Raw genomic sequence first — 24,141 nt, 5'->3', positions numbered from 1 at the left:
ATTAACCGTCGATCGAGGGCAGGGCGTCGAACGTCTCTACAGGTGCATTCGCCGAGGCGCGCAGGGCGCTTGGGTCAAAACCGCAGACGAAACCGTCACCGTCGGGATCCATCCCATTGGGGTCACGCTCCGGCCCGCCATCGGCAAGGAATCGATCTTGCGCCTCATCGCGTGTCTCAAACTCCAGGCAGAAGTCTTGCCCGTCGGAGCGGAACGGATTGCGTCGCCATTGGCGCTCGCCGGGCTGGTGGGTCGTGCGCAACGCGAAGGCGGCCACACGGGCCAGCAGGGGCGGCGGAAGAACGTCGCTTGCTTGCTGTGGCTGAATTGTATCAAACACACCGGCTGAAGAACCCGCCTCGGATTCTGCGATCGCCCCTTCCGCAATCGCGGTCAGGTCGTTGGGGTCAAGGAATGTCACATCCCCCGTTGCGCCCGCCTCGATCCCCACCCCGGCCGAGGGCGTCTGGATCACCTCGGTAGAAATCTGGCCGTTCAACCCGGCCTGACGGGCGTTCAGCCCCTGTTGGTCCAAAGTCCGCTGCCCCGGCGACACGTCGTTGGGTGTCGGGGTACAGCCCGCAAGGGCCACTAAGGCAAGGGCGACAAACCGCGTGTTAACCATCACTCAAGCCTCATTTTCTGGCGCAAACATATTGTAAGCGGTCAACCTACCACCAACGTGCGGGTTTTTCCACAAACCCCGCCGCGCTTTCCAACGCATAGGCGGTGTTCAGCAACTCACCCTCTTCCCAGGGCCTACCGATCAACTGCAAGCCAAGGGGCAAGCCGTTGCGGTCCATGCCCGTTGGCACGGCAACGCCCGGAAGCCCGGCAAGGTTCACAGTCACCGTGAATACGTCGTTGAGGTACATTTCCACCGGATCGTTCACCTCTTTGCCCAACTCAAAGGCGGCGCTTGGGGTGGCGGGTGTCAGAATCGCATCGACGCCAGCGGCAAAGACATCATCGAAGTCTTTCTTGATCAACGCGCGGACCCGGCGGGCGCGGTTGTAATAGGCATCGTAAAAGCCTGCGGACAGCACATAGGTACCAACCATGACGCGGCGCTGGACCTCGGCGCCGAAACCTTCGGCGCGGGTCTTCTCATACATCTCGGTGATGCCATCGCCCGGCGCCATATCGGCGCGGTAGCCAAAGCGTACGCCGTCGTAACGGGCCAGGTTGGAAGAGGCCTCAGCCGGTGCAATCACGTAATAGGCGGGCAGGGCATATTTGGTGTGGGGCAAGCTGATATCGCGGATTTCGGCGCCTGCGTCCTTCAGCATGGCGGTGCCGTCGGTCCACAATTGCTCAATCTCGGCGGGCATCCCGTCCATGCGGTATTCCTTTGGAATACCAATAACCTTGCCACGAATATCGCCGGTCAGCATCGCCTCAAAATCCGGCACTTCCATATTGGCCGACGTGCTGTCTTTCGCGTCATAGCCCATCATTGCGCGGCCCATGATCGCGGCATCGCGCACGGTCTTGGTCATCGGTCCCGCCTGGTCGAGGGACGACGCAAAGGCCACCACGCCCCAGCGAGAGCAGCGCCCATAGGTGGGCTTGAGCCCCACTGTGCCGGTGAACGCCGCAGGCTGGCGGATGGAGCCGCCGGTATCCGTGCCGGTGGCCGCCAGGCACAGGTCCGCCGCCACAGCCGCAGCACTGCCCCCGGAAGAGCCGCCCGGTGTCAGGCCCGCGTCGGAGTTCCCCGCGCGCCACGGGTTCACGGCGTTCCCGTAAACCGAGGTTTCGTTGGAAGAACCCATGGCGAATTCGTCCATGTTCAGCTTGCCCAACATGACCGCACCCGCATCGCGCAAGTTGCCCGAGACGGTGGATTCGTATTCCGGTGTGAAGCCGTCCAGAATTTTCGATGCTGCCTGAGAGGCTACGCCCTCGGTGCAGAACAAATCCTTAATGCCCACGGGAATGCCGCACATGTCGGGCGCGTCGCCTTCGGCAATCCGGGCATCGGCCGCCGCCGCGCGTTCCAGCGCCAGTTCCGGCGTCTTGTGGACGAATGCGCCAAGGGCATCGGCCCCGTCGATGGCGGAAAGGCAAGCTTGGGTCAGCTCGACCGACGTGACCTTGCCCTCGCGCAGGGCGTCACGGGCAGCGGCGATGGTGAGCGTATTGAGATCAGACATTATTCCACCACCTTGGGAACCGAGAAAAAGCCTTCACGGGCATCGGGCGCATTGGCCAGAACCTTGGCCTGTTGGCCACCGTCCGTCACCACGTCCTCGCGGCGGGGCAGGGCCATGGGCGTGACCGAGGTCATCGGCTCCACACCGTCCACGTCCACCTCTTCCAGTTGTTCGATGAACCCCAAGATCGCGTTGAATTCCTCTGCCAATGCGGGCAGGGCGTCTTCGTCAACCTTGATACGGGCAAGCTTGGCGACCTTTGCAGCGGTCGCAACATCGATGGACATCGGCCAAATCCTCTCGTGAAATCAAACGCGGTTTACCCGGCAGGGCGGGGTGTCGCAAGCGTGGCGCGGGGGCGTTGCCCATGATTTTCACCTGAGCGCCCCAATTTGGTCCGATTGCCCGGTGATTCTGCCTTTGGGGGATGCAACAGAAGGCCACGTCATGAAGCGGAAATCCGAAGTTGAGCTGGACGTAATCGCACGTGTTTTGTTTACCGGTGCCAGTGCTTACCTGTTCGTTCAATATCTGCTGCTGCCGCAGTTGTTGCTGATGAACCTTAGCTTCACGGCGTATTTCTACACGGGCGTTGCTGTTTCCGGCATTCTTGCGATTGCGATCGCCTTGATGACGCGGCCCGCCAAGGCCGCGCCTGATATGTTCCCGGCTGAATAAGCCGCTCTACAGCGCCCGGATCATCTCGACCGCGGGAAAGCTGATTCCCGGCCGCAGGCGGATATCAATCTCGCCCCGGCGCTGAAAGCCCATCGACTCGTAGAACGGCTCGGCCGTGCGCGTGGATTGGCACATCATCCACCGCACCCCCGATGTCCGTGCCGCGCGAAAACTGCGCTCGATCAGGGACCGGGCAAGTCCCCTGCGCAGGGCCTTGGGGTGGGTGACCACGTGGCGGATATGCCCCACGTCACGCGGTCCCACGCCGCCCTGGGGCGCACCATGGCTCCAACCGCCCGCCGCCAGCGGCCCGTCTGCGCCTTCCGCAATGTAATAGGTGCCACAACGCAGCAGTTCCGGCTGCGCGCGGGTGATGAGAGGCAAGCACGTCACCAGCACAGAGGGCGCGTAGTCTGGTTTCAGCAAGACCGCGTAGCTCGCCGCCAGAAGCGCATCCACCGCCGCAATATCGGCCGTGTTCGTTGCTCTGATTGTCATCTCATCTACCATGGCGCGTCCTTCCCTTTGCCATTGGTTGCCCTTGCGCGCGGTGGCGTTTGGACAAAGAAAAAGGCCGCGTCGATCTCTCGGCGCGGCCCTTGATGTCTTGTTTTCCGAAGAAGGCTTACTTGATCTTGCCTTCTTTGTACTCGACATGCTTGCGCACCACCGGGTCGTACTTTCGTACGACCATCTTCTCGGTCATTGTGCGTGCGTTCTTTTTCGCCACGTAGAAGTGGCCCGTGCCTGCGGACGAGTTAAGGCGGATTTTGATCGTGGTTGGCTTCGCCATGGACAGGCTCCTTAATGTCGGGGCGGAGGGCTCACGCCACTCACGCAACAATTGGGTAGAGCGCGCCTTGTAACTGGGCCATGGGGGGAGTCAACACTCAAATGCCGGAAATGGCATAACTCGCGACAATCCCGGCCCCGCCCATGAGGGCCAAAACCGCCAACAGGTCCATTTTGCGCCATAAGAGCAAGGCCGCAGCCAAACCTGATAGGGAAAGGGCCAAAAAGTCGACGGTAGCAAGCTCGGGCACCCAAAGGCCGACGGCGTTGCGGGTAACAGTGCCAAACCAGACATTGAGGGCGAACCAGATCGACAGGTTTGCAATGACGCCCACCACGGCTGCCGTGATGCCCTGTAGCGCACCGGTCAGCCGAGGGCGCGAGGCGATCCATTCCACGTAAGGCGCGCCGGCGAAGATCCACAGAAAGCACGGCACAAACGTCGCCCACAAGGTCACCAACGCGGCGCAGAGGCCCATCCACCAACCGCCCGATTGATGCCCGGCCATGAAGCCCACAAACTGCGTCACAAGGATCAGCGGGCCGGGGGTGGTTTCAGCCAGCCCCAGTGCGTCCATCATTTGCCCGGTTGTCAGCCAGCCGAAATTGCCCACGACCTCTTGCACGATATAGGCCAGCACGGCGTAGGCCCCGCCGAAAGTCACGACCGCAAGGGTCGAGAAGAACCGCGCGACCTCTGCGAGGAGGGGAGGGGCGAAGACCCCGATCCCGAGGAGGGGCGCGAACCAGATCGCGGCCCAGATCGCCACGGTGCGCAGGGTGGCGGTGGCAGAGATCGCGACATCAGGTGCGGCGCGGACCTCTCCCTTCATGGCGAGCGCGCCCGCCACGGCGGCGGCGGCAATGATGAAGGGGAAGGGGACTTCAAATACGAAGATTGCCACAAAGGCCGCCACGGCAAGGGCCATCGCAAAGGCCCCTTTCAGGGCCTTCCCGGAAACTTTCAGCAGCGCCTGTAGGACGATGACAATCACCGTGGCCTTAATCCCCAAGAACACTGCCTCGATCAACGGGACTGTGCCAATCGCGGCATAAAGGCTTGCCAGCGCCAACATCACGACGGCCCCCGGCACCACAAACAACAGGCCCGCCAGAAGCCCCCCAAGGGTGCCCCGCAGCCGCCAGCCAGCATAGGTAGCCAGCTGCATCGCCTCGGGCCCCGGCAACAACATGCAAAAGCTCAGAGCCGACAGAAACTGCTGTTCGCTCAACCACGGGCGTTCTTCGACCAGCTCCCTATGCATCAGGGCAATCTGTGCGGCGGGTCCCCCAAAGGAAAGCAGGCCGATCCGGCCAAAGACCCGGACCATGTCTGAAGCTGAGGGCGTGTTCATGCTGTTTTTCCCCCGGACACAGCAGCTTCTAGAGCCAATGGGAACTACCCCAGTGGAACCCTCGGCCCGCGGCCGTGTTCTGGGCACATGGGCAACGGGACGCAACAAAAAAGGGCCGCCCCGACGGCGACCCTTTTGTATCAATCGTGTCGTCAGATTACTCGCGGTTGCCGAGGAAGCTGAGGATGATCATGAACATGTTGATGAACGACATATAGAGGTTCAGCGCGCCCATGATCGCAGATTTCGCGATCCACTCGCTATCGCCGTGCTGTGCATGGTCGATGTACTCCTGCTTGATCGCCTGTGTGTGGTAGGCGGTCAGACCCGCGAAGACCAACAGCAGCAACGCCGACAGCGCCAGATCGAAGCCGGGGATTACGATGCCCCAAAACGCCGACAGGGCGAAGGACAGTAGCATCAGGACGATGCCGCCGATCAGGCCCATCATCAAGAACGCACCCCAGCCCGAAATATCGCGCTTGGTCACGTAGCCAAACAGGCTCAGGCCCGCAAATGCGGCCGAGGTTACAAGGAACGCCTGCACAATCGACGCGCCTGTAAAGACCGCGAAGATATAGCTGATCGACATGCCCATGACGGCGGCGAACGCGTAGAAGAACAATTGCGCGGCAGCGGCCGAAGCCCTGGTGATGATCGCGCCGAACGCGAAGATCATGCCGAGGGGCGCAAACATGACGATATAGCCAAGGATCGTGGGTTGGAACGTCACCGGATCATTGAGCAGCGACAGAAGCGCCGGGTTGGACCCGAACGCCCAAGCGGCGGCGAAGGTGATCAACAGGCCGATCGACATCGTGCCGTAGACCTTGTTCATGTGGGCGCGCAGGCCTTGGTCCAACTCCGCGGCGGAGCCGGCCATGCCTTGGGAGCGCATCGTCTGATATTCAGCCATGGGGTTCTCCATTAAAACACTGAGCCCGGATGTCGGGCCTCTTGGGGTGAATATCGTGCAGGTCGTGACATTTTTCAAGCGAACGGCCCCTGCAAAACCTGCAAGGGCCGTGTTTTTTCCTCTTTTGTGCGCCTCGACCTTCAGTTGCGCCAATTTTGCGGCACATCCCACAGAGGTCGCTGGGTTTCGCGGGCGATTTGCGCGTCGGTCAAGCCGATATCGCGACGCATCTGGGCCGGTAGGCGCTTGAGGTGTTGGCGTTGGCGCCATACGCCGATGACACGCTGCAACAGCGACACATGCGCCTTGGGTGCGCAGGCCGCCACGGCTTCCGACAGGGTGGCCTGATGAGGGCGGGTGAGGGGCAGATGAGCCATGGCGTTTCCTTTTCATATCGTGACGAAGTGGTCGAATATCATTCCGATATGTGATGTATGGACGTGCTGAAATCATTTTGATAGTGAATGTTCTTGAAGTTAATCATCACGGGAATTGATGGATGGCGCGTAATCTCGATCTGACCTCTCTGAGGGCCTTTGTCACCGTGGTGGACGCAGGCGGTGTCACGAAAGCGTCGAGCTTTCTGAACCTGACCCAATCGGCGGTCTCCATGCAGCTCAAGCGGCTGGAAGAGGCGTTGGATGTGGGGTTGTTTGACCGCACGACGCGCAAGCTGAACCTGACCGGCGCGGGCGAACAGATGTTGGGCTATGCCCGCCGCATGCTGGAGTTGAACGACGAAGTTCTAGGTCGCCTCACCGCAACGGAATATGAGGGAGAGATCATTCTCGGCGTGCCGGGCGATGTGGTCTATCCGGCGATCCCCGGCGTGTTGCAACGCTTCTGCACCGCTTATCCCCGGATGAAAGTGCAGCTTTTGTCCCGTGGCACTGTCAGCTTGAAGGCCGCGTTCGAGCGCGGCGATGCGGACGTGATCCTGACCACCGAAGAGGACGTGGATCGCGGCGGAGAGACCTTGTTGGAACGCCCGATGGTCTGGATCGGTGCGAAAGAGGGGCAGATGTGGAAGCAACGCCCCCTGCGCCTTGCGTTCGAGCGTGATTGCATCTTTCGCGGCCCCGCCCTTGCCGCGCTCGATTCAGCTGGGATTTCTTGGGAAATGGCCGTGGAATCCGACAAGATGCGCGCCGTCGAGGTCTCGGTCAGTGCTGACCTTGCGGTTCATGCGGTCATCGAGGGGACCGAATCGCCCTACACGACCATGGTGCCCCATAACGGGGCTCTGCCCACGCTGCCGCGTATTCGGATCAACATGTACCGGTCCGAGCTTGCCCGCTCTGAACCGGTGGATGAACTGGTGACGCTGATCCGGCAGGCGTATCACGCGATATAGATGGCGTGGACCGTTCCCGGGCCGAGGCCCGGTCTACGATTGAGCGATCGTGACCACGACCTTGCCCGATGCTTTCCGGGACCGTAACAGCTCCATCGCCTCGCCCGCGTCGTCCAACGGGAAAGTCGCGCCGATGTGCAGGGTTAACTGCCCGGCCTCGTACATCTCCATCAATTGCGAAAGGCTCTTGGCCAGCCGTTCAGGCGCCCACTTCAGGTAGCCCCCCCAATAGAAGCCTACGACGTCGATGTTCTTGACCAACAGGTGATTGGCCGGGATCTGGGGAATGTCGCCGCTGGCAAAGCCGATCACGATGATGCGCCCGCCGGGGTTTGTTGCTCGCATGGCCGCCTTGAAATTGTCGCCCCCAACGGCGTCATAGACCACATCGGCGCCGCCGAGCGCCTTGATCTCGGCGCGTAGGTCTGCGGTTTCGCTGTCCAACACATGGGCCGCGCCTGCGGCTTTGGCGATGGCCAGCTTTTCAGGGCCCCGCGCCACGGCGATAACCTCGGCCCCCATCTTCGCGCCCAATTCTACCGCCGTCAGCCCGACACCGCCCGCCGCACCCAGAACCAGCAGCCGGTCGCCCTTCTTCACATGCCCCCGATCGGTCAGCGCCAGATGCGATGTCCCGTAAGCCACAATAAACCCCGCCGCCTGCTCGAACGGCATGGAGTCGGGGATCGCCACGCAGCGTTCTGCGCTGAATACACCGGCCTCGGCCAACCCGCCCGAGCCCTCGAACACCGCAACACGGGTGCCGATGGCGGGGCTAGTGACGCCGTCGCCCAATGCCTCGACCACGCCTGCGACCTCCATTCCCAACGCGAAGGGCAGCGCGGGGGTGTCTTGATACGTACCCTTCGCCATAAGCAAATCCGCGAAGTTCAGCGCGCAGGCATGAATGCGGATGCGCACCTGGCCAGGGCCGGGGGTGGGCGTCGGCATCTCGATCACGGATGGGGCTGTTGCGTGATCGCTCACGACGAATGCGCGCATGGCTGTCTCTCCAACGTAAACCTGTTTGGGCATTCCTATCGGCAACATCGGGCCACTGCCAGCACCAGAACCTTGACGCCTGCGCCCGCCCCGTGTCACGCCCATCGCGATTGGATTAGCGGAGCGATGCAGATGCGGGATGAACAGGCGCTGATGGCCACGGCCCATATGATGGCAGACGCCGCGCGGGCCGCGATCTTGCCGCACTTCCGACGTGGCGGTCTAGGCACCACATCCAAGGAGACGGACAGCTACGATCCAGTCACCGTTGCCGACCGCGCGTCCGAAGCCGCCATGCGGGCGCTTTTGGCCGAGTACCGCCCCGACGACGCGATCTTGGGCGAGGAAGAGGGCTTCAAGGACGGCACCAGCGGCCTGACCTGGGTTCTCGACCCGATCGACGGCACCCGTGGGTTCGTGTCCGGCGCCCCCACTTGGGGCGTGTTGATCGCCCTGTGCGATGCAAACGGGCCGATCTACGGCATCATCGACCAACCCTATATTGGCGAGCGGTTCGAGGGCGGCTTTGGTCGCGCCCAGATGGACGGCCCTCTGGGGCCACGGGATTTGGGCGTGTCCCCCTCTGCCAGCTTGGCCGAGGCCACGTTGTTCACGACTTTCCCCGAGGTTGGGACCGATGCGGAGCGTTTGGGGTTCGAGGCGGTGCGCGACCGGGTGCAACTGACCCGCTATGGCTGCGACTGCTACGCCTATGCGCTTTTGGCGGCGGGTCAGATTGATCTGGTGATCGAAGCGGGTTTGCAAAGCTATGACATCGCAGCACCCGTGGCCGTCGTTCAGGCCGCAGGCGGGGTTGTCACCGATTGGAACGGCGGCCCGGTCCATGAAGGTGGGCGGGCCATAGCAGCGGCCTCGCCCGCGCTGCACGCTGAGGCGCTGGCTCTACTGCAAGGGGTTGTAAATGGCTGATCTGATCCTGCGAAATGTGAGCCATTGCCTAACGATGGACGACGCGGAAACCGAGCTGCGCGACGTCGATATCTTGCTGCGCGATGGGCAGGTCTCCCAGATCGGCCAAGGGCTTGAAGCCGATGCACCCGCGATGGATTGCAGCGATTGCCTGGTGACGCCCGGATTGGTGAACACGCACCACCACCTTTTTCAATCCCTGACCCGTGCCGTGCCCGGCGCGCAGGACGCGGCGCTGTTTGGCTGGCTGCAAACGCTTTACCCGATCTGGTCGCGCTTCACGCCCGATCATATGGAAACTTCTGCCGTGATCGGCTTGGCGGAGCTGGCTTTGTCGGGGTGCTCGACCTCATCGGACCATATGTATCTGTTCCCCAATGGCTCACGTTTAGACGATTCCATTGCGGCGGCGTCGCAGGTGGGCTTGCGGTTCCAACCGACGCGCGGCGCAATGTCGATTGGCGTGTCGGACGGGGGCTTGCCGCCGGACGCCTTGGTTGAGGATGAGGCCGCGATCCTGGAGGACTGCATCCGCGTCATCGACGCCTTTCACGATCCTGCCCCCGGCTCCATGTGCCGCGTGGGTGTCGCGCCGTGCTCGCCCTTCTCTGTCAGCCGAGAGCTGATGCGCGACGCCGCGATCCTGGCCCGTGACAAGGGCGTCATGCTGCACACCCACCTGGCCGAGAACGATGAGGATATCGCCTATTCGCTCGAGAAGTTCGGCTGCCGCCCCGGCCAATACGCCGAGGATCTGGGGTGGACCGGCGACGACGTATGGCATGCCCATTGTGTGAAGCTGGACGGGGCTGAGATTGATCTGTTTGCGCGCTCCGGCACGGGCGTTGCCCATTGCCCGTGTTCGAACTGCCGCCTCGCGTCAGGTATCGCGCCGGTGCGTGCGATGCGCGATGCGGGGGTGAAGGTTGGGCTTGGCGTTGACGGCTCTGCCTCGAACGATGCGGGCTCTTTGGTGGACGAGGCGCGTCAAACGATGCTGTTGCAGCGCGTTGTCAGCGGGCCGGGCGCCATGTCCGCGCGAGAGGCGCTGCGGATCGCCACCCGTGGCGGGGCCGAGGTGTTGGGGCGCGGGCAAGAGATCGGGCAGATCGCGCCGGGCTTCCGGGCTGACATAGCCGTTTGGGACATGACCGGGGTGGAGGCTGCGGGCAGCTGGGACATGGCGGCACTGCTTCTGGCGGGGCCACGGCGGGTGCGCGAATTGATCGTCGAGGGGCGTGTCGTGGTGCGCGACGGGCAGATGGCTTCCCTTGAAATGGCACCACATCTGGCGCGTCAGCGGCATCTTGCGCAGGACCTCGCTGGGCGCGGGTAATATCATTTGTGCAACCCTTTTGTGGGACTATTTACCTAAATTTGATTCAAGTATTGCCTTAAACGAACCTTTAACCCGCATATCCACAGGTCAGAATATGAGGTAAGGAAGGGACGTAAATCGCTTCCCCTTGAACCAATCGGGTGCCTCGGGCATCCTCAAAGGCATCGAGCAAACATATAAGGGATCACAAAATGAAGATCCGTCTCGCGACCGCTTCGGTATCGCTCTCTCTTGTCCTTTCGGCCTGTACGCCGACCCAGACCGCCAGCGTGGAAACCGCTGGCGTCCAACGCCTTAGCTTCGGGCAAAGCATAGACATCGCCGCGGCCGGTGCCCGGCTGTCAGCACTGCGGGCGCAGAACGGTTTGGGGCGGCCTTTGGGCCATTCCGCAGAGCTGCAAGCGGCGGCGCAGGCCCATGCGGATGACATGAGCCGGACAGGTAACTTCTCCCATACCGGATCCAATGGCTCGACCGCTGCGTCCCGCATCCGCTCCGCTGGCTATAGGGCGTGTTTCTACGCCGAGAACATTGCCCAGGGGCAGGCGAGTACAGCGCAGGTTTTCCAGGACTTCATGGCGTCTCCGGGGCATCGCCGCAATATGGTGGCCGCCCAGGCCACGCAATTCGGTTTCGCACAAGCGAATGGCTATTGGGTTTTGGTTTTGGGCCGAAGCTGCTGAAGCAAGGCGCGGGATTGGCTGATGCCGATCCCCACCAGGATTAGCCCGAGCGCCCAGAACAATTGCGGGGGCAGGGCCTCACCCATCAAGGTGACGCCAAACAGCACGGCCCAGACCGGGACCATGTAGCTGGTGAATGACATGAAAAGTGACCCGGCCGAGGTGATGACCTGCACCCGCAATATTGCTGCCAGACCCGTGGGGAACGCGGCGGTATAGAGCAACGCCCAAGCGGCGGAGGTTTGGGTGATCTGCGGCGGCCCATCCATGACCCATGCCAACGGCATCAGAACCAGCGCGCCCATGGCTAACGAGGCCGCGGCGAAAGCAATCGGCGGCATCTTTGGCGCGCGGCGGGTCATCACGGACCCAACGGCATAGCACGCGGCCGTGGCCATACAGGCAAGGCGGCCGCCCATCGTGCCCTCGCCGAAGGCTCCGGGGCCGACCAATAACAAAAGCCCCACAAAGCCAAGGCAGACGCCAATAACGCGGCGCGGGCCAATCCCTTCCTCGGGCGAGAATATCGCGACAAGTGGCAGAACGAGCAGCGGGACTGCCCCCATCGCCACGCCCGCAAACGCAGAGGGGACGTAGTTCAAGCCCCACGCCAACAAAGTTAGCGGCAAGGCAAGGCTGAAGATCCCGATGACCGTCACAAAGCACCATGCCCGCGCGCCACGGATATGTTGCACACCTTGGCCCATCATGGCGCTGAGCGGCAACAAGATCGCCGCCGCGATCGCTACCCGCCCGGCTGCGACCCACCAAAGGCTTATCGCCTCTAGCGCCAGCGTCGTGCCCATGAATGCGGTGCCCCAGACAATGCCGAGGGCTATGACGAGCAGCCAATTTGTGACGCCGGGTTTAGTGGTGGAAGGCGTGCTCATGCTTGGGTCATAATCGTGATGAAAAGTCCAATTAGAACAATCGCGACAGCCCACTTCCATGCCGCATCCGCTAAATTGTTCTTTTTCGCCCGCGGCTCGATCAATGCAGCGGGCCGATCGGGGCCATAGCGCCATGTGACGTGCGCTGGGGCAAACCCGGCCGTTTCGAACAAATCACTCGACGGGGCACCAGCCCATACCTGTGCGTAAAGATTGTCCCAATTCGCCGTTTCCGCCATTTCCTTTGCGAAGGACACAAGGTTATGGCCCACGCCCTTCTTGCGCCATTTGGGATCGACCCAGATATCTACGATCGAGCCATTGTGCGCGTCTGGTGCGTCGTCTCTCAGATGCCAGCTTAGAAGAACGTAGCCGACAATAACGCCGTCGGCCTCCGCGACGAACAGATTGCCGCTCTCTCCGATAGGGTACCCCTCGCCAGAGAGAAACGCGTGAGCGTGGTCGCGCTTCAGCAGCATTTCCCAGCCGTTCTCGGGGAAGGCATAAGGCTGCCGGGTGCGGTGCTCTTCCCAAGTGTCGCGGCTGGCCGCCGCGATCTCGTGGCGGTCGGCGGTCACCGCGGGGCGGATGGAAACCTTCATCCGCGTAACTTCGCCCGCCCTTGCAGGGGCGTCAACTCCTCAACCTCGCGTGTCATCAGATAAGCGCCGCCGTCGCACCCTCGCGTCCTCTGCTTGACGAAAAAGGCAGGCCCGAAGACCTGCCTTTCCCAATACGTGTCGAAAAACGTTTAGTTCTTCGCTTTGTCGACCATTTTGCCGGCCGAGATCCAAGGCATCATGTCGCGCAGTTTGCCGCCGACAAGCTCGATCTGATGCTCGTCGTTGGCGCGACGCGATGCTTTGATCGTTGGCTGACCCACAGCGTTTTCCAGCATGAAGTCACGGACGAATTTGCCGGACTGGATGTCGGACAGAACGCCCTTCATGCGGGCTTTGGTCTCGTCGTAGGGCAGGATGCGTGGGCCGGAAACATACTGGCCGTACTCTGCGGTGTTGGAGATCGAGTAGTCCATGTTGGCAATGCCGCCTTCATAGATCAGGTCCACGATCAGCTTGGTTTCGTGCAGACACTCGAAGTAGGCCATCTCGGGCTCGTAACCGGCTTCTACCAGTGTCTCAAAGCCCATGCGGATCAGCTCTACGATGCCACCGCACAGAACCGCCTGCTCGCCGAACAGGTCGGTTTCGCATTCTTCGCGGAAGTTCGTTTCGATGATGCCAGAGCGACCGCCACCGATGGCCGAGCAATAGGACAGGCCGATTTCCAGCGCTTTGCCGGAAGCGTCGTTGTGAACGGCAACAAGGCAAGGCACGCCGCCGCCTTTGGTATATTCGCCGCGCACAGTGTGGCCGGGGCCCTTGGGCGCCATCATGATAACGTCAACTTTGTCAGACGCTTCGATCAGGCCGAAGTGGACGTTCAGACCGTGGGCGAAGGCAATCGCCGCGCCGTCGCGGATGTTGTCACGCACGTATTTCTTGTAGGTTTCGGCCTGAAGTTCATCGGGCATTGTGAACATGATCAGGTCGGCCCAAGCGGCGGCTTCCGAAATCTCCATAACCGTCAGGCCTTCGCCTTCGGCTTTTGCCTTGGAGGCAGAGCCTTCGCGCAGCGCCACAACGACATTCTTCGCGCCAGAGTCGCGCAGGTTAAGCGCGTGGGCGTGGCCTTGGGAGCCATAGCCAAGAATGGCGACTTTCATGTCCTTGATCAGGTTAACGTCGCAATCGCGATCATAGTAAACGCGCATGGTCTCTCTCCTTTGATGCGTAATTTGCGGTGAACATGGCGGGGTTTTCGCGGAAAATCGCTATTCAAATTCGATGAATTTCGCTATATGCGGCGAAAATCATTCGCTGATGCTTCAATTTTCGGAATTTCCATGCTCGATGACATTGATCGCCGCCTCCTGCGCCAGCTGCAAGCCGACCCCGCACAATCGGTCGGTGATCTGGCTGAAGCCGCCCGTATTCCCTTGGCCGGCGCTTATAAACGGCTGGAAAAGCTGCAAACCACGGGCATCCTACGCGGCCAACGCGCCGTGATCGACTGGCGTGCCTTGGGGTTCGAGGTCGAGGTCTCATTGCGGATCACGATCGACAAAACCAATCCTCGCGCCTTCGATGAATTCCTCGCCCAGGCCCGCAAGGTGCCCGAGGTGATCGAAATCCAGACTTTCCTGGGCCGCGTCGATGCGCGCCTCAAGATCATCGCCCGCGACCTTGCCGCCTATCAGCAGCTCTACCGCGACAGCATTCTGACGCTGCCCCATATGGCTGATATCGAGGCGCTGATGCAGGTTGCCTCCCTGAAGCATTCCATGAGCTATCCCCTATGATGGACGTTGATGACACCGATCTGGCGATCCTTCGCCTGCTTTCCCAAGATGCGACCCTGAAAGCGTCCGAGGTCGGCCGCCGCGTGGACCTCAGCCAACCGGCTGCATGGCGTCGGATCAAACGCCTGACCGAAAGCGGCGTGATATCGGGGCGTAGGTTGGACCTCGATGCCGCCGCCATCGGCTTTGGCGTGACGGTGTTTCTTGGGGTGAAACTGGCGACGAAATCCCGTGTCAGCCTGGAGGATTTTGAACGCGCCATCACCGCGATCCCCGAAGTGCAGACCGTGGAACATGTTCTTGGCCTTTATGATTATCGCCTGCGCGTGGTCGCCCGTGATCTGGCGGATTTTGAGCGCGTCCTGCGGCGCCGCATCATGACACTGCCTTCCGTCGGTAATGTGGAGGCCAACGTGCTGCTCTCCGAAGAACAGCGCCCCGGACCCCTTTGACGCCCGCCCTCTCGCTCTTGTCCCTCCGCCCCCGGCACCCTATCCATACGCCAAACGGAGGATCACACCATGAACGCCCTGCTCGACACAATCGACCCCGATGGCCTGCTGGAATATTCGGTCGTCTTCACCGACCGCTCCCTTAACCACATGTCTGCCAGCTTCCAGACGGTAATGACCGACATCTCTTCGATTTTGAAAGACGTCTACAACGCCGACGCGGTGGCCCTTGTGCCCGGTGGCGGCACCTTCGGGATGGAGGCCGTGGCCCGCCAGTTTGCCCAAAACGAAGATGTCCTCGTGGTGCGCAACGGCTGGTTCTCTTTCCGGTGGTCGCAAATCCTCGATGCTGGCGGCTTTGCAGGCAACGTCACGGTGATGAAGGCGCGCCCCACAGGCAACGACGCCCAATCCCCCTTCGCACCCGCCCCGATCGAGGAAGTCACCGCCAAAATCCGCGAGACGAAACCCGGTATCGTCTTTGCCCCCCACGTGGAAACCTCCGCCGGAGTGATCTTGCCCGATGACTATATCAAGGCCCTCGCCGCTGCCGCCCATGAGGTCGGCGCGCTGATGGTTCTGGATTGCATCGCATCGGGCTGCGCTTGGGTCGATATGAAAGCTTCCGGCGTCGACGTCCTGCTCTCCGCCCCCCAGAAAGGCTGGTCCTCTCAGCCCTGCGCGGGCCTCGTGATGATGTCGGACCGCGCCGTGGCCCGGATGCAGGAAACCACGTCGAACTCCTTCGCGGGCGACCTCAAGGCTTGGCACAACATCATGCTCGCCTATGAAAACGGCGGCCACGCCTACCTCGCAACCATGCCAACCGATGCCCTTCGGGCCTTCCGGGACACGATGTTGGAAACCCGTGACTACGGCTTCGATAAACTAAAAGACGCCCAATGGGCCCTCGGCAACGGCGCTCGCGCGATGCTCAAAGCCAAAGGCATCCTTCCCGTCGCAGCCGACGGCTTCGGCGCCCCCGGTGTCGTCGTCAGCTATACCAACGACCCCGAGATCAAATCCGGCGCCAAGTTCGCTGCCCTCGGGATGCAGATCGCCGCGGGCGTCCCCCTCGCGGTGGACGAGCCCTCGGACTTCATGACCTTCCGCCTCGGCCTATTCGGGCTCGACAAACTCTATGACGTCGATGCAGCACTCGCCCGCCTGCAAACCGCGCTGGACCAGGTCTTTCCATAATCCGAAACCCCAGAAGCAGGGCGCAACACCCTGCTTCATCTTTTCATAAATATCGAAAAATCAGCCCTTGGCCCCAAGTCCCGCCCGCATCAACATGTGTCGGACGGGGGCCACGGCATACAACCCATTCAACGCCTGCAACCGCATATTCCGCAAGCCCTTCGCGTCGGCCATCGAGGCTCGGTTCAGCGCGTCGATCCCGGTCACTCGGGCCCGAACCTCGGCGTGACGGGCGCGGGCATATCTTGCCAATTCTTCCGCCCGGCCCGGATCATCGCGACCCGCCTCCGCGGTACTCAGCAACGATGCAATATCGGCAAGACTCATGTTGAGCCCCTGTGCCCCGATCGGCGGCACCACATGGGCCGCTTCTGCCACCAAGGCGATGCGCTCGGCGGCCATCTGATCGGCGATCTGGCTGATGATCGGCCAAACACTGCGCCGTGACGCCAGTTTCAACGCCCCGTACAGCCCGGCCGATCTTGCTGTCATTTCTTCCTCGAACGCGGCTTCCGACAATCCCGCCAACCGCACAACCTCGGGCCCGCGTTCCATCCAGACCACCGCCGAACAGGGCCGCCCCTCATGATCTGGCAATGGCACCAATGTGAACGGCCCGCCGCTGCGATGGACCTCGGTCGATACATTCTCGTGGGGCGCATCATGGGTCACCGCAAAGGCCAGTGCCTTCTGCCCGTAGCGCGTTGTGCGCACCCCGATCCCCGCCGCCTCGCGCACCGGAGAGGAGCGGCCGTCGGCCGCGACGATCAGTTTGGCCCGAAGGCGCATGCCGTCGCTCAAGGTGACCCGCGCCTCTGTCTCTCTCGTCATCACATGGGCCGTGCCGGTTCCGGGCAGAAACCGGGCGTGGGGCAGGGTGGCGATATGGGCGACCATTTCGCGCCGCAACACCCAATTCGGCAAGTTCCACCCAAACGGCAGATCCGAGATATCTGCCGCACGGAAATCATGGCTCGCCCGCGCCTCGCCCGCGTCCCCGCCCGCATCCACGATACGCATGACCTGCAATGGCGTGGCCAGGGAGGCAAAGCGCGTCCACAGGCCAATTCTCTCCAGAAACGCTTGTGCGGGTTGCAAAAATGCCGTCGTGCGCAGGTCCGCGCCCGCCTCTTCCCTTGCTATCACCGGGGGGGCAGGATCCGCGCAAAGCGTCGTGAAACCCGCCTGGGCAAAGGCCACGGTTGCAGCAAGGCCCGCGACACCGCCGCCGGAAATGAAAACATCGATGTCCTGCACGTCATTCATGGGCAAGATGTAGGCCCTGCCGCCTTCGGGGAAAAGCGGCGTTGTGTCTCGGGCGTGGAAACACACACGGGGGTTAGCGCGGCAGCGCCTGTAGGAACTGCGCCAAATCCGCCGTGCCGTGGTGGATGAATTCCTGTTCCTCCGGCTCCGGGGCCACGTGAATTGTGGTCAGCCCAAGGCTATGGGGCACGCGCAAGTTGCGGGCTTCATCCTCGAACATCGCGGCCTTGGTGTGAGGCAGCGCCTCTTTTCCGAAAACCGTCTCGAAGGCTTTGGGTGATGGCTTGGGATGGTAGTCGGCATGTTCCACGCCATAAATCGCGTCGAATACCCCCTCCAGCCCGCGGGCGTGGGTGACGGCCTCGGCGTAGGGGGCGGTGCCGTTGGTGTAGATGATTTTGCGCCCCGGCAGGGCCTTGATTGCGGTGGCAAGGGCCGGATCAGGCGACAGGACCGAAAAATCAATGTCGTGGACATCCAGCAGATAGGGTTCTGGATCAATGTCATGGTTGAGCATCAAACCGGCAAGGGTCGTGCCATGGGTCAGGTAATACTCTCGCCGCAGTATGTTGGCCTCATCCAGCGTCACCCCAAGCACCTTGCACACATAGGCGGCCATCTTGGCGTTAACCTGCGGGAATAACGCCATATCCGGCGGATACAGCGTGTTGTCGAGGTCAAAGACCCATGTGTCGATATCGGTTAATTGTGCCATCCCAGAGGCCTACGCCCCCGCGGGCACCTGCGCAAGCCACTGGACAGGGACCGGACCGGCGCTTAGCGTCCACGGCCTTGATAAGGGGACGATTTCGCGATGAGTGATGTGGGGCAGAAAGACGCCTATGCAATGATCCTGGAGGCGATTGATGGGGGCGTGTACCGGCCCGGCTCGCGTCTGGTGGAAAGTGAGCTGGCCGACCGGTTCGGCGTCAGCCGCACGCCGATCCGTGAGGCATTGCAACGGCTCGAAACCCAATCCCTGCTGACCCGGGATGGCCGCTCGTTGATCGTGGCCTCGCTGGATCACGCGCAAATGGCCGAGCTCTATGCGGTCCGCCAAGAACTGGAAGGCTTGGCCGCAAGGCTCGCCGCGCAACATGCGGCGACCGAGGAAATCGCCGTGCTGTATGATATGGTGGAACAGGATCGGGCGCTGGTGGCGGACCCGGAAACACTGGCGCGCGCAAATCGGCGCTTTCATCACCAGATCCACCTTGCCTCGCACAACCGCTATCTGGTGCAGCAGTTGGACCTCGTCTACCGCTCCATGGCGTTGATGGCGCGGACTTCTCTGGCGGCAGAGGGGCGTGGGGCGGTCGCACTGGAAGAACACGCGGCCATAGTTGACGCGATCTCTGCCCGTGACGGAGACCGCGCGGCCAATGCGCTCAAGGCGCATCTATCGACCGCGTTCCAAGTCCGCCTGCGGGAAGAGGCGCAGCGGAGCTAGTCACCTCCTCCAACACCCCCACGTCGTCCGTGTCTGGATGCGAGGCTCCGAAATTTCCATGGGTGGTCTTGGCCCAGAAGAACGGCTTCACCATCAGTTCAAACAAGCCGATCCAAGCGGCGATGGTGCCAAACAGGTAGTAAGGCTCCACCAACGGTGTGATAGCGCGGAGGTGGCGCAGATGTTTTGCGCGGCAGGCGTAGATCGAAATCGCGACAGAGCCGAACAGCCCCACCAACATGATCGTCGCGAGCACCCCATAGGCGAAGGGCGACAGCACCGCATCCAACGGGTGCCAGATGCCGAACGGCTTCACCATGAAGCTCCACAAGAGCGGTGCAGACAGAAAGCCGAGAACCGCCCCCACGAACTGGATCTGAAGCCAGAAAAATCGCCATGCGCCAAGGTCACGTAAAAGCACTGCGGGGCGCCGCATCGCGGCGCCATAGGTCATCAAATAGCCCTTGAGCCACCGAGAGCGCTGTTTCACCCAAGGCAAAACGGCGGCGTTTGCTTCCTCAAACGTGGTGGTCTCGACAATTTCCGTAAGATAGCCAGAGCGCGCCAAACGCAGCCCAAGTTCTGCATCCTCGGTCACGTTGTGAGCGTCCCATGCGCCGACGGCCTCAAGCACAGTGCGACGCAGGAAGACCGTGGTTCCGCCAAGGGGCACCACAAGGCCCATCTTCTGGACGCCGGGCAAAAGCACCCTGAACCAAGCGGCATATTCCACGGTAAACAAGCGGCTTAGCCAATTGTGACGGGCGTTATAGTAATCCAACCGCCCTTGCAGGCAGGCGACCTTGGCGGGCGCCGTAGAGAAGTGTTGCACGACGCGGTGGATTTGATCGGGCTCTGGTCGATCCTCGGCATCATAAATGCCGATGATCTCGCCCCTTGCGTAATTGAGGACATAGTTCAACGCGCGCGGCTTGGTTTGCGGGCTGCCACGGGGCACGATCACCGCCCGCATCCACGTCGGTAAGCTGCCCTTGCGCAGGGCCTTCAGGGTCAGGGGGTCGTCCTCTTCCACGGCTAAAATGATATCGAGGCGCTCGCGCGGGTAGTCGATCCGGCGCAGGCGTTCCACGAGCGCCCCAGCCACTTCGGGTTCCTTGAACAGGGGGACAAGGATGCTGACGGTCGGCAAATGCAGTAATCGCGCCGCGCTCTGAGGGGGGGAGGGGGAATGCGCCTCGCTGCGCAAGCATTGCGCGAAGGCCGAGAGTTTCAGAACGGAATTGCCAATGAGTACAACGATGGCGACGCCAAATACAACCTCGGACAGGGCAAGCGGAGCCAGCAGCAACACGATGAGGCCAAGGATCGTGGCTGCAAGGATATAGCGGCCCAAAGCGTACCCGCGCCACGAGCGACAGGAATGTTTTTCCGGCGCGCGCCCTTCCGCGACGCGGGCGCGTTCCCTCCCGTAGACGGCGCGTTGCGCCTCGATGATCTGGGCGCGCGGGGCGAGGACGGGAACGATGCGCCGGACGTCTGGCAGATGCGCGTGCAGCACGTGCACCCGGTCCGGCCTTGTGGTGGCGACAACCAAAGCCGAGCCCGCCTGCTTCCAGACCACCACCTCGGACGCGATCGCGACGTCCGCGGGCAGTTTTGCAGCAAGGGAAGGGGCAGGCCGCTCGCTCGCAAGGTCAGCGATCCCCACGTCATATATTTGCGATAGCATAGACAGAAGCTCTGCCTCGCTGATGGCCCCTTGAAACGTCAGGACCTGACCAAGGGACAAAGACGTTCCCCGCATCGCGGCTTCAGCCCGGAGAATGTGGTCCAAGCCCGCAAGTCCACGTTCCAACAGCAGCGCACGCAAAAGCGCCGTCTCGTCGCGGGGGCGTTTGGGGGGCGGCTCATGGGGGATTGCACGGGTAATTGGATGCGCCAGAGCGGAGTCTTCTGCGACATCAAGCGTGTCGCGCCGCATGGCATCGGGCGCGTCTCCATCCATAACCTTGGTGCGTTCCTTTCGACGAGCGGATTAGATCCCTGCGCCGATTGTTCTGCAAAATCAGTTAAGAAAAGGTAAACGGCCCCTCAGAGCGAGGCCCGCATCGCCTTATGCGTGGGCCTTCGCGCTTGCGTTGACGGCCTCGGCGAAGCGTTCGAACAAGTAGAAGCTGTCTTGCGGGCCGGGGCTTGCCTCGGGGTGGTGCTGCACCGAGAAGATCGGTTTGCCCTCCACGGCGATGCCACAGTTGGACCCGTCAAAGAGGCTGACATGGGTTTCCGAGACCCCTTCGGGAAGCGTTTGGCTGTCCACGGTGAAGCCGTGGTTCATCGAGGTGATTTCGACCTTGCCGGTCGTCAGATCCTTCACCGGATGGTTCGCGCCGTGGTGGCCGTGGTTCATCTTCACGGTCCGTGCCCCCAGGGCCAGCGCAAGCATCTGGTGACCAAGGCAGATGCCGAAGACGGGGATTTCCGCCTCTAGGACGCTCTTGATCATCGGGACTGCATATGCGCCCGTGGCCGCCGGATCGCCGGGGCCGTTGGACAAAAAGACACCGTCGGGGGATTGGGCAAGTACCTCTTCCGCCGTAGCAGTGGCGGGCATGACGGTCACATCCATACCGGCGCTGGCAAGGCAGCGCAGAATGTTGCGTTTCGCGCCGTAATCCAGAGCCACAACCTTGGGGGCCGCCCCTTCGCGTTTGGTATAGCCTTCGGGCCAGGCCCACCGCATCTCGTCCCAACGGTAGCTTTGGGCGCAGGTCACGTCCTTGGCCAGATCGACCCCTTCAAGCCCGGCAAACCCGCGCGCGGCAGCGACCATCGCTTCGATGTCGAAATTGCCATCCGGGTCATGGGCAAGGGCCACGTGGGGCGCGCCCTGCTGGCGGATTTCACGGGTCAGGCGCCGTGTATCCACGCCGCCGATGCCCACCCGGCCCGTGCGGGTCATCCAATCGACCAAATGGGCCTGCGCCCGCCAGTTGGAAGGCTCGGTCACGTCCCATTTCACCACGATCCCCTCGGCGACGGGATCGGCTGTTTCATCATCCTCGGATGTGGTGCCGGTGTTGCCGATATGGGGGAAGGTAAACGTCACGATCTGGCCCGCATAGGAGGGATCGGTCATGATCTCCTGGTAGCCGGTCATGGCGGTGTTGAAGCACAGCTCGGCCACCCGGATGCCCGTGGCGCCGAAGCCCTTTCCGTAAAAGATGGTGCCATCGGCAAGGACAAGGCAGGCGGTCGGGTGATCGGACATGGGGAGGGCTCCGGTAGGTGGCAGGGGGCGGGGCAAACTTTCGGTGGTTTATGGGCGCACCGACGCGCGGTCAAGGTGCGCCTTGTTGTATCGCTGCGGATCGCATACCTATCGCGCTCAATATTTTCACACCTGGGATGCGACCATGGGCTTGCGCAACAAGATCACCGACGGAATCAAGAACGCGATGCGCGAGAAGGACACGGTGCGTCTATCGACGCTGCGTCTGATCAACGCCGCCGTGAAGGACCAAGACATTGCAGTCCGCGCCAAAGGGAACGCCGATGGCGTGGGCGAGGATGAGGTGCTGGCGATCATGGCCAAGATGGTGAAGCAGCGCCAGGAAAGCGCCCGTGTTTACGAAGAGGGCGGGCGGCTGGAGCTGGCCGCGCAGGAGCAGGCCGAGATCGCGGTGATCGAAGAATACTTGCCGCGCCAGCTATCAGAGGCGGAAGTCGCCAAGGCCGTGGACGCCGCAATTGCCGAGACGGGGGCCGATAGCATCCGTGATATGGGCCGGGTCATGGGCGCATTGAAAGGCAAATACGCCGGACGGATGGACTTTGGCGCGGTTGGACCGTTGGTCAAAGACCGCTTGAACTGAGTAAGACCCTGCCCCGCCGGGGCAGGGGCACGCGCTGTCGCGCGTGCGGTGGCCGCTTCGCGGCAGGGGGCTGGCTTCGCCAGCCCTTATTGCATTCCCCCCACCCCAGCCCACCGACCTACTGCTGAACATCCTGCGTCACCAAGGGCGTGCACAATTGCAGGGGACCGCAGAAGGTACCGGGCTCGGGCATCGTGAGGGTTGGGAATGCGACCCCTTGGGCCAGAGCGGGCGCGGCAAGGATGAGGGGGACGATGAGGGCGATGGTGAGACGGCGCATGGGGCTTTCCTGTCATTGATGAAACGATGACAGGAGGATGGGGCGAGAGGTCACCTCAAGCGCTCCGGTTTTGGAAATCAGTTCAGTTTTGCGGAAATTGGCGCGTGGTTTTCAGAATCGGCGCGGGTGCTTGCGTTGCGCGCCTCAAGCGTCCCGTGGGCCAGCGCCGCCGATAGCATCGCTTTGCGGTACTCGGTCGGGCTCTGCCCCGTGACATCGCGAAACGCCCGGTTGAACGGCCCGAGAGAAGCGAACCCCACGCCGTAGGCGAGTTCCAGCACCGTCTTGTGGGCCTTTTCCGGATCGGACAGCTGCGCCTTGGCGGCCGCAATCCGGGCCTGATTGATGAAGCTGGAAAAGTTCCGATACCCAAGACCCGCGTTAATCGCTTTGCGCATGCGATGCTCCGGCACATTCAGACGCGCGGCCAGAGTGCCGATGGTCAGGCCCTCCTCCTGCCAAATACCTGCGGCCATGGCGGCCTTTATACGCTCGATCAATAGCGCATCGACGGTTTGGGTCGGGATGTGGGCAGCCGTGGGGGAGGGCTCGGAAGATGCACCAGGCCAAAGGGAGGTGTCGGGACGCAGAATCCACACGGCGAAGCTGATGACGATGGCACTGGTTCCGCCCGATGCCAGCAAGGCCATGAGGGGGGCATCGTGCCCGGGCCAGTTGAACGACTCCGATGCGGTCATCACGATCCCAAGCGCTGCAATAGCGGCGGCGAACCCTGGACGGGCCTGACAGCGACATTCCACCAGATCATCCCGAGAAGACACCAGCGCCAGCCCAAACAGCGCCCCAAACAGAGCCACCGCACTGGTGCCGCAGGGCACATGCGCGACAAGCTCGGGCGCAGTTTGGAACAGGTAGTAGTGAAGGGACACGAACAGGGAGGCCACAAGCCATGGCCAGCGCTTGCCGGGCGGGTCAAGAAAGATGGTCACGATCAGCCATGTGACGGCGCTGGGGGTCAGGCTGGAGAACACGGTGAGGATGCCAGTCACGGGCACCGACATCTCAAGCGGCATGGCGGCGGTCAGAAGAAGATGCGCCGATTGCGCGACCGCCACAGCAACGACGGACAGCCGCCCCTCCCATTCAATCGGCGCGCGCCAGAGCAGACCTGCCAGCAGGCCCATCAACCCGATGCTGGACCCGCGCAAGATGATATCGAGCAAAAGCATCAGCGCTACCTCT

The 24,141-nt window shown here is 62.0% G+C and carries 28 protein-coding genes; 10 read left to right on the top strand and 18 right to left on the bottom strand.

Features of this window, described 5'->3' with window-relative positions:
* Window position 1: 1 nt before the first annotated feature.
* Genes AADW23_RS18210 through gatC form a run of 3 tightly spaced genes read right to left on the bottom strand, consistent with a single transcriptional unit; the run spans window position 2 to window position 2,443 of the window.
* Window positions 2-625, bottom strand: a complete 624-nt coding sequence (locus AADW23_RS18210) for a hypothetical protein (protein WP_341862363.1) — start codon at window positions 623-625, stop codon at window positions 2-4.
* A gap of 46 nt (window positions 626-671) precedes the next feature.
* Window positions 672-2,156, bottom strand: coding sequence for an Asp-tRNA(Asn)/Glu-tRNA(Gln) amidotransferase subunit GatA (gatA, locus tag AADW23_RS18205; protein WP_341862362.1), 1,485 nt, complete (start codon window positions 2,154-2,156; stop codon window positions 672-674).
* Window positions 2,156-2,443 (bottom strand): Asp-tRNA(Asn)/Glu-tRNA(Gln) amidotransferase subunit GatC, encoded by a 288-nt coding sequence (gene gatC, locus AADW23_RS18200; protein ID WP_341862361.1) that lies wholly within the window; start codon window positions 2,441-2,443, stop codon window positions 2,156-2,158. The genes gatA and gatC overlap by 1 nt, the downstream gene beginning before the upstream one ends.
* 160 nt (window positions 2,444-2,603) lie before the next feature.
* Here gatC and AADW23_RS18195 point away from each other — a divergent pair, with 160 nt between their 5' ends.
* Window positions 2,604-2,834, top strand: a complete 231-nt coding sequence (locus tag AADW23_RS18195; RefSeq protein ID WP_341862360.1) for a hypothetical protein — start codon at window positions 2,604-2,606, stop codon at window positions 2,832-2,834.
* A gap of 6 nt (window positions 2,835-2,840) precedes the next feature.
* Here the strand turns inward: AADW23_RS18195 and AADW23_RS18190 are convergent, their stop codons facing one another.
* The 5 genes from AADW23_RS18190 to AADW23_RS18170 all read right to left on the bottom strand — a co-directional run bounded on the left by AADW23_RS18190 (window position 2,841) and on the right by AADW23_RS18170 (window position 6,274).
* On the bottom strand, window positions 2,841-3,344 hold the full coding sequence (locus tag AADW23_RS18190) for a GNAT family N-acetyltransferase (RefSeq protein WP_341862359.1): 504 nt from the start codon (window positions 3,342-3,344) through the stop codon (window positions 2,841-2,843).
* A gap of 115 nt (window positions 3,345-3,459) precedes the next feature.
* A complete protein-coding gene (rpmG, locus tag AADW23_RS18185; protein WP_068362429.1) occupies window positions 3,460-3,627 on the bottom strand; it encodes a 50S ribosomal protein L33 in 168 nt (55 codons plus the stop codon).
* 97 nt (window positions 3,628-3,724) lie between these two features.
* Window positions 3,725-4,981: a chromate efflux transporter gene (chrA, locus tag AADW23_RS18180; protein ID WP_341862358.1), complete on the bottom strand. Its 1,257-nt coding sequence runs from the start codon at window positions 4,979-4,981 to the stop codon at window positions 3,725-3,727.
* 157 nt (window positions 4,982-5,138) lie between these two features.
* On the bottom strand, window positions 5,139-5,897 hold the full coding sequence (locus AADW23_RS18175) for a Bax inhibitor-1/YccA family protein (RefSeq protein WP_341862357.1): 759 nt from the start codon (window positions 5,895-5,897) through the stop codon (window positions 5,139-5,141).
* A 140-nt stretch (window positions 5,898-6,037) separates the two neighbouring features.
* Window positions 6,038-6,274 carry a DUF1127 domain-containing protein gene (locus tag AADW23_RS18170; RefSeq protein WP_341862356.1) on the bottom strand — a complete coding sequence of 79 codons (237 nt, stop codon included), beginning with the start codon at window positions 6,272-6,274 and terminating at the stop codon, window positions 6,038-6,040.
* A gap of 122 nt (window positions 6,275-6,396) precedes the next feature.
* Here AADW23_RS18170 and AADW23_RS18165 point away from each other — a divergent pair, with 122 nt between their 5' ends.
* Complete coding sequence (locus AADW23_RS18165; protein WP_341862355.1) at window positions 6,397-7,251, top strand: LysR family transcriptional regulator; 855 nt, start codon at window positions 6,397-6,399, stop codon at window positions 7,249-7,251.
* A 33-nt stretch (window positions 7,252-7,284) separates the two neighbouring features.
* Here AADW23_RS18165 and AADW23_RS18160 read toward each other — a convergent pair whose 3' ends face one another.
* Complete coding sequence (locus tag AADW23_RS18160; RefSeq protein WP_341862354.1) at window positions 7,285-8,253, bottom strand: NADPH:quinone oxidoreductase family protein; 969 nt, start codon at window positions 8,251-8,253, stop codon at window positions 7,285-7,287.
* A gap of 132 nt (window positions 8,254-8,385) precedes the next feature.
* Here AADW23_RS18160 and hisN point away from each other — a divergent pair, with 132 nt between their 5' ends.
* The 3 genes from hisN (at window position 8,386) to AADW23_RS18145 (ending at window position 11,205) form a co-directional block, all read left to right on the top strand.
* Window positions 8,386-9,183 (top strand): histidinol-phosphatase, encoded by a 798-nt coding sequence (hisN, locus tag AADW23_RS18155; RefSeq protein ID WP_341862353.1) that lies wholly within the window; start codon window positions 8,386-8,388, stop codon window positions 9,181-9,183.
* Window positions 9,176-10,519: an 8-oxoguanine deaminase gene (locus AADW23_RS18150; protein ID WP_341862352.1), complete on the top strand. Its 1,344-nt coding sequence runs from the start codon at window positions 9,176-9,178 to the stop codon at window positions 10,517-10,519. Before hisN ends, AADW23_RS18150 begins: the two co-directional genes overlap by 8 nt.
* Before the next feature lie 194 nt (window positions 10,520-10,713).
* Window positions 10,714-11,205, top strand: coding sequence for a CAP domain-containing protein (locus tag AADW23_RS18145; protein WP_341862351.1), 492 nt, complete (start codon window positions 10,714-10,716; stop codon window positions 11,203-11,205).
* Here AADW23_RS18145 and AADW23_RS18140 read toward each other — a convergent pair.
* From AADW23_RS18140 to ilvC, 3 genes are all read right to left on the bottom strand, one after another.
* A complete protein-coding gene (locus tag AADW23_RS18140) occupies window positions 11,172-12,095 on the bottom strand; it encodes a DMT family transporter (RefSeq protein WP_341862350.1) in 924 nt (307 codons plus the stop codon). The genes AADW23_RS18145 and AADW23_RS18140 overlap by 34 nt on opposite strands.
* Entirely contained in the window at window positions 12,092-12,697 is a 606-nt protein-coding gene (locus AADW23_RS18135) for a GNAT family N-acetyltransferase (RefSeq protein WP_341862349.1), read from the bottom strand. Before AADW23_RS18135 ends, AADW23_RS18140 begins: the two co-directional genes overlap by 4 nt.
* A 149-nt stretch (window positions 12,698-12,846) precedes the next feature.
* On the bottom strand, window positions 12,847-13,869 hold the full coding sequence (gene ilvC / locus AADW23_RS18130; RefSeq protein WP_341862348.1) for a ketol-acid reductoisomerase: 1,023 nt from the start codon (window positions 13,867-13,869) through the stop codon (window positions 12,847-12,849).
* Between the two features lie 132 nt (window positions 13,870-14,001).
* Between ilvC and AADW23_RS18125 the strand changes: the two genes are divergently transcribed.
* The 3 genes from AADW23_RS18125 (at window position 14,002) to AADW23_RS18115 (ending at window position 16,109) form a co-directional block, all read left to right on the top strand.
* Window positions 14,002-14,457, top strand: coding sequence for an Lrp/AsnC family transcriptional regulator (locus AADW23_RS18125; RefSeq protein WP_341862347.1), 456 nt, complete (start codon window positions 14,002-14,004; stop codon window positions 14,455-14,457).
* Window positions 14,454-14,909, top strand: coding sequence for an Lrp/AsnC family transcriptional regulator (locus AADW23_RS18120; protein WP_341862346.1), 456 nt, complete (start codon window positions 14,454-14,456; stop codon window positions 14,907-14,909). Before AADW23_RS18125 ends, AADW23_RS18120 begins: the two co-directional genes overlap by 4 nt.
* Window positions 14,910-14,978: 69 nt before the next feature.
* Window positions 14,979-16,109: an aminotransferase class V-fold PLP-dependent enzyme gene (locus AADW23_RS18115; protein WP_341862345.1), complete on the top strand. Its 1,131-nt coding sequence runs from the start codon at window positions 14,979-14,981 to the stop codon at window positions 16,107-16,109.
* Window positions 16,110-16,169: 60 nt separating this feature from the next.
* Here AADW23_RS18115 and AADW23_RS18110 read toward each other — a convergent pair whose 3' ends face one another.
* Both AADW23_RS18110 and AADW23_RS18105 read right to left on the bottom strand, forming a co-directional pair.
* Entirely contained in the window at window positions 16,170-17,375 is a 1,206-nt protein-coding gene (locus AADW23_RS18110) for a UbiH/UbiF family hydroxylase (protein ID WP_341864358.1), read from the bottom strand.
* 73 nt (window positions 17,376-17,448) lie between these two features.
* Complete coding sequence (locus AADW23_RS18105) at window positions 17,449-18,090, bottom strand: pyrimidine 5'-nucleotidase (protein WP_341862344.1); 642 nt, start codon at window positions 18,088-18,090, stop codon at window positions 17,449-17,451.
* A 99-nt stretch (window positions 18,091-18,189) separates the two neighbouring features.
* Between AADW23_RS18105 and AADW23_RS18100 the strand changes: the two genes are divergently transcribed.
* Window positions 18,190-18,825, top strand: coding sequence for a GntR family transcriptional regulator (locus AADW23_RS18100; RefSeq protein ID WP_341862343.1), 636 nt, complete (start codon window positions 18,190-18,192; stop codon window positions 18,823-18,825).
* On the opposite strand, the gene AADW23_RS18095 is transcribed toward AADW23_RS18100, so the two are convergent.
* Window positions 18,764-20,791: a glycosyltransferase gene (locus AADW23_RS18095; RefSeq protein WP_341862342.1), complete on the bottom strand. Its 2,028-nt coding sequence runs from the start codon at window positions 20,789-20,791 to the stop codon at window positions 18,764-18,766. The genes AADW23_RS18100 and AADW23_RS18095 overlap by 62 nt on opposite strands.
* Before the next feature lie 108 nt (window positions 20,792-20,899).
* A complete protein-coding gene (gene carA / locus AADW23_RS18090) occupies window positions 20,900-22,054 on the bottom strand; it encodes a glutamine-hydrolyzing carbamoyl-phosphate synthase small subunit (protein ID WP_341862341.1) in 1,155 nt (384 codons plus the stop codon).
* A 145-nt stretch (window positions 22,055-22,199) separates the two neighbouring features.
* On the opposite strand from carA, the gene AADW23_RS18085 reads away from it, so the two are divergent.
* A complete protein-coding gene (locus tag AADW23_RS18085; protein WP_341862340.1) occupies window positions 22,200-22,658 on the top strand; it encodes a GatB/YqeY domain-containing protein in 459 nt (152 codons plus the stop codon).
* A gap of 118 nt (window positions 22,659-22,776) precedes the next feature.
* On the opposite strand, the gene AADW23_RS18080 is transcribed toward AADW23_RS18085, so the two are convergent.
* Both AADW23_RS18080 and AADW23_RS18075 read right to left on the bottom strand, forming a co-directional pair.
* Window positions 22,777-22,938, bottom strand: a complete 162-nt coding sequence (locus AADW23_RS18080) for a hypothetical protein (protein ID WP_341862339.1) — start codon at window positions 22,936-22,938, stop codon at window positions 22,777-22,779.
* Window positions 22,939-23,015: 77 nt separating this feature from the next.
* Entirely contained in the window at window positions 23,016-24,128 is a 1,113-nt protein-coding gene (locus tag AADW23_RS18075) for an AraC family transcriptional regulator (protein WP_341862338.1), read from the bottom strand.
* Window positions 24,129-24,141: the final 13 nt, after the last annotated feature.

It is taken from the genome of Gymnodinialimonas sp. 57CJ19 (assembly GCF_038396845.1).
Classification (GTDB): domain Bacteria; phylum Pseudomonadota; class Alphaproteobacteria; order Rhodobacterales; family Rhodobacteraceae; genus Gymnodinialimonas.
This window is presented reverse-complemented; position numbering and strand designations above follow the sequence as displayed.

Coding starts and splice junctions, on each gene's coding strand:
- AADW23_RS18210 (WP_341862363.1), bottom strand. CDS start 625: ATGGTTAACACGCGGTTTGTCGCCCTTGCCTTAGTGGCCCTTGCGGGC.
- gatA (WP_341862362.1), bottom strand. CDS start 2,156: ATGTCTGATCTCAATACGCTCACCATCGCCGCTGCCCGTGACGCCCTG.
- gatC (WP_341862361.1), bottom strand. CDS start 2,443: ATGTCCATCGATGTTGCGACCGCTGCAAAGGTCGCCAAGCTTGCCCGT.
- AADW23_RS18195 (WP_341862360.1), top strand. CDS start 2,604: ATGAAGCGGAAATCCGAAGTTGAGCTGGACGTAATCGCACGTGTTTTG.
- AADW23_RS18190 (WP_341862359.1), bottom strand. CDS start 3,344: ATGGTAGATGAGATGACAATCAGAGCAACGAACACGGCCGATATTGCG.
- rpmG (WP_068362429.1), bottom strand. CDS start 3,627: ATGGCGAAGCCAACCACGATCAAAATCCGCCTTAACTCGTCCGCAGGC.
- chrA (WP_341862358.1), bottom strand. CDS start 4,981: ATGAACACGCCCTCAGCTTCAGACATGGTCCGGGTCTTTGGCCGGATC.
- AADW23_RS18175 (WP_341862357.1), bottom strand. CDS start 5,897: ATGGCTGAATATCAGACGATGCGCTCCCAAGGCATGGCCGGCTCCGCC.
- AADW23_RS18170 (WP_341862356.1), bottom strand. CDS start 6,274: ATGGCTCATCTGCCCCTCACCCGCCCTCATCAGGCCACCCTGTCGGAA.
- AADW23_RS18165 (WP_341862355.1), top strand. CDS start 6,397: ATGGCGCGTAATCTCGATCTGACCTCTCTGAGGGCCTTTGTCACCGTG.
- AADW23_RS18160 (WP_341862354.1), bottom strand. CDS start 8,253: ATGCGCGCATTCGTCGTGAGCGATCACGCAACAGCCCCATCCGTGATC.
- hisN (WP_341862353.1), top strand. CDS start 8,386: ATGCGGGATGAACAGGCGCTGATGGCCACGGCCCATATGATGGCAGAC.
- AADW23_RS18150 (WP_341862352.1), top strand. CDS start 9,176: ATGGCTGATCTGATCCTGCGAAATGTGAGCCATTGCCTAACGATGGAC.
- AADW23_RS18145 (WP_341862351.1), top strand. CDS start 10,714: ATGAAGATCCGTCTCGCGACCGCTTCGGTATCGCTCTCTCTTGTCCTT.
- AADW23_RS18140 (WP_341862350.1), bottom strand. CDS start 12,095: ATGAGCACGCCTTCCACCACTAAACCCGGCGTCACAAATTGGCTGCTC.
- AADW23_RS18135 (WP_341862349.1), bottom strand. CDS start 12,697: ATGAAGGTTTCCATCCGCCCCGCGGTGACCGCCGACCGCCACGAGATC.
- ilvC (WP_341862348.1), bottom strand. CDS start 13,869: ATGCGCGTTTACTATGATCGCGATTGCGACGTTAACCTGATCAAGGAC.
- AADW23_RS18125 (WP_341862347.1), top strand. CDS start 14,002: ATGCTCGATGACATTGATCGCCGCCTCCTGCGCCAGCTGCAAGCCGAC.
- AADW23_RS18120 (WP_341862346.1), top strand. CDS start 14,454: ATGATGGACGTTGATGACACCGATCTGGCGATCCTTCGCCTGCTTTCC.
- AADW23_RS18115 (WP_341862345.1), top strand. CDS start 14,979: ATGAACGCCCTGCTCGACACAATCGACCCCGATGGCCTGCTGGAATAT.
- AADW23_RS18110 (WP_341864358.1), bottom strand. CDS start 17,375: ATGAATGACGTGCAGGACATCGATGTTTTCATTTCCGGCGGCGGTGTC.
- AADW23_RS18105 (WP_341862344.1), bottom strand. CDS start 18,090: ATGGCACAATTAACCGATATCGACACATGGGTCTTTGACCTCGACAAC.
- AADW23_RS18100 (WP_341862343.1), top strand. CDS start 18,190: ATGAGTGATGTGGGGCAGAAAGACGCCTATGCAATGATCCTGGAGGCG.
- AADW23_RS18095 (WP_341862342.1), bottom strand. CDS start 20,791: ATGGATGGAGACGCGCCCGATGCCATGCGGCGCGACACGCTTGATGTC.
- carA (WP_341862341.1), bottom strand. CDS start 22,054: ATGTCCGATCACCCGACCGCCTGCCTTGTCCTTGCCGATGGCACCATC.
- AADW23_RS18085 (WP_341862340.1), top strand. CDS start 22,200: ATGGGCTTGCGCAACAAGATCACCGACGGAATCAAGAACGCGATGCGC.
- AADW23_RS18080 (WP_341862339.1), bottom strand. CDS start 22,938: ATGCGCCGTCTCACCATCGCCCTCATCGTCCCCCTCATCCTTGCCGCG.
- AADW23_RS18075 (WP_341862338.1), bottom strand. CDS start 24,128: ATGCTTTTGCTCGATATCATCTTGCGCGGGTCCAGCATCGGGTTGATG.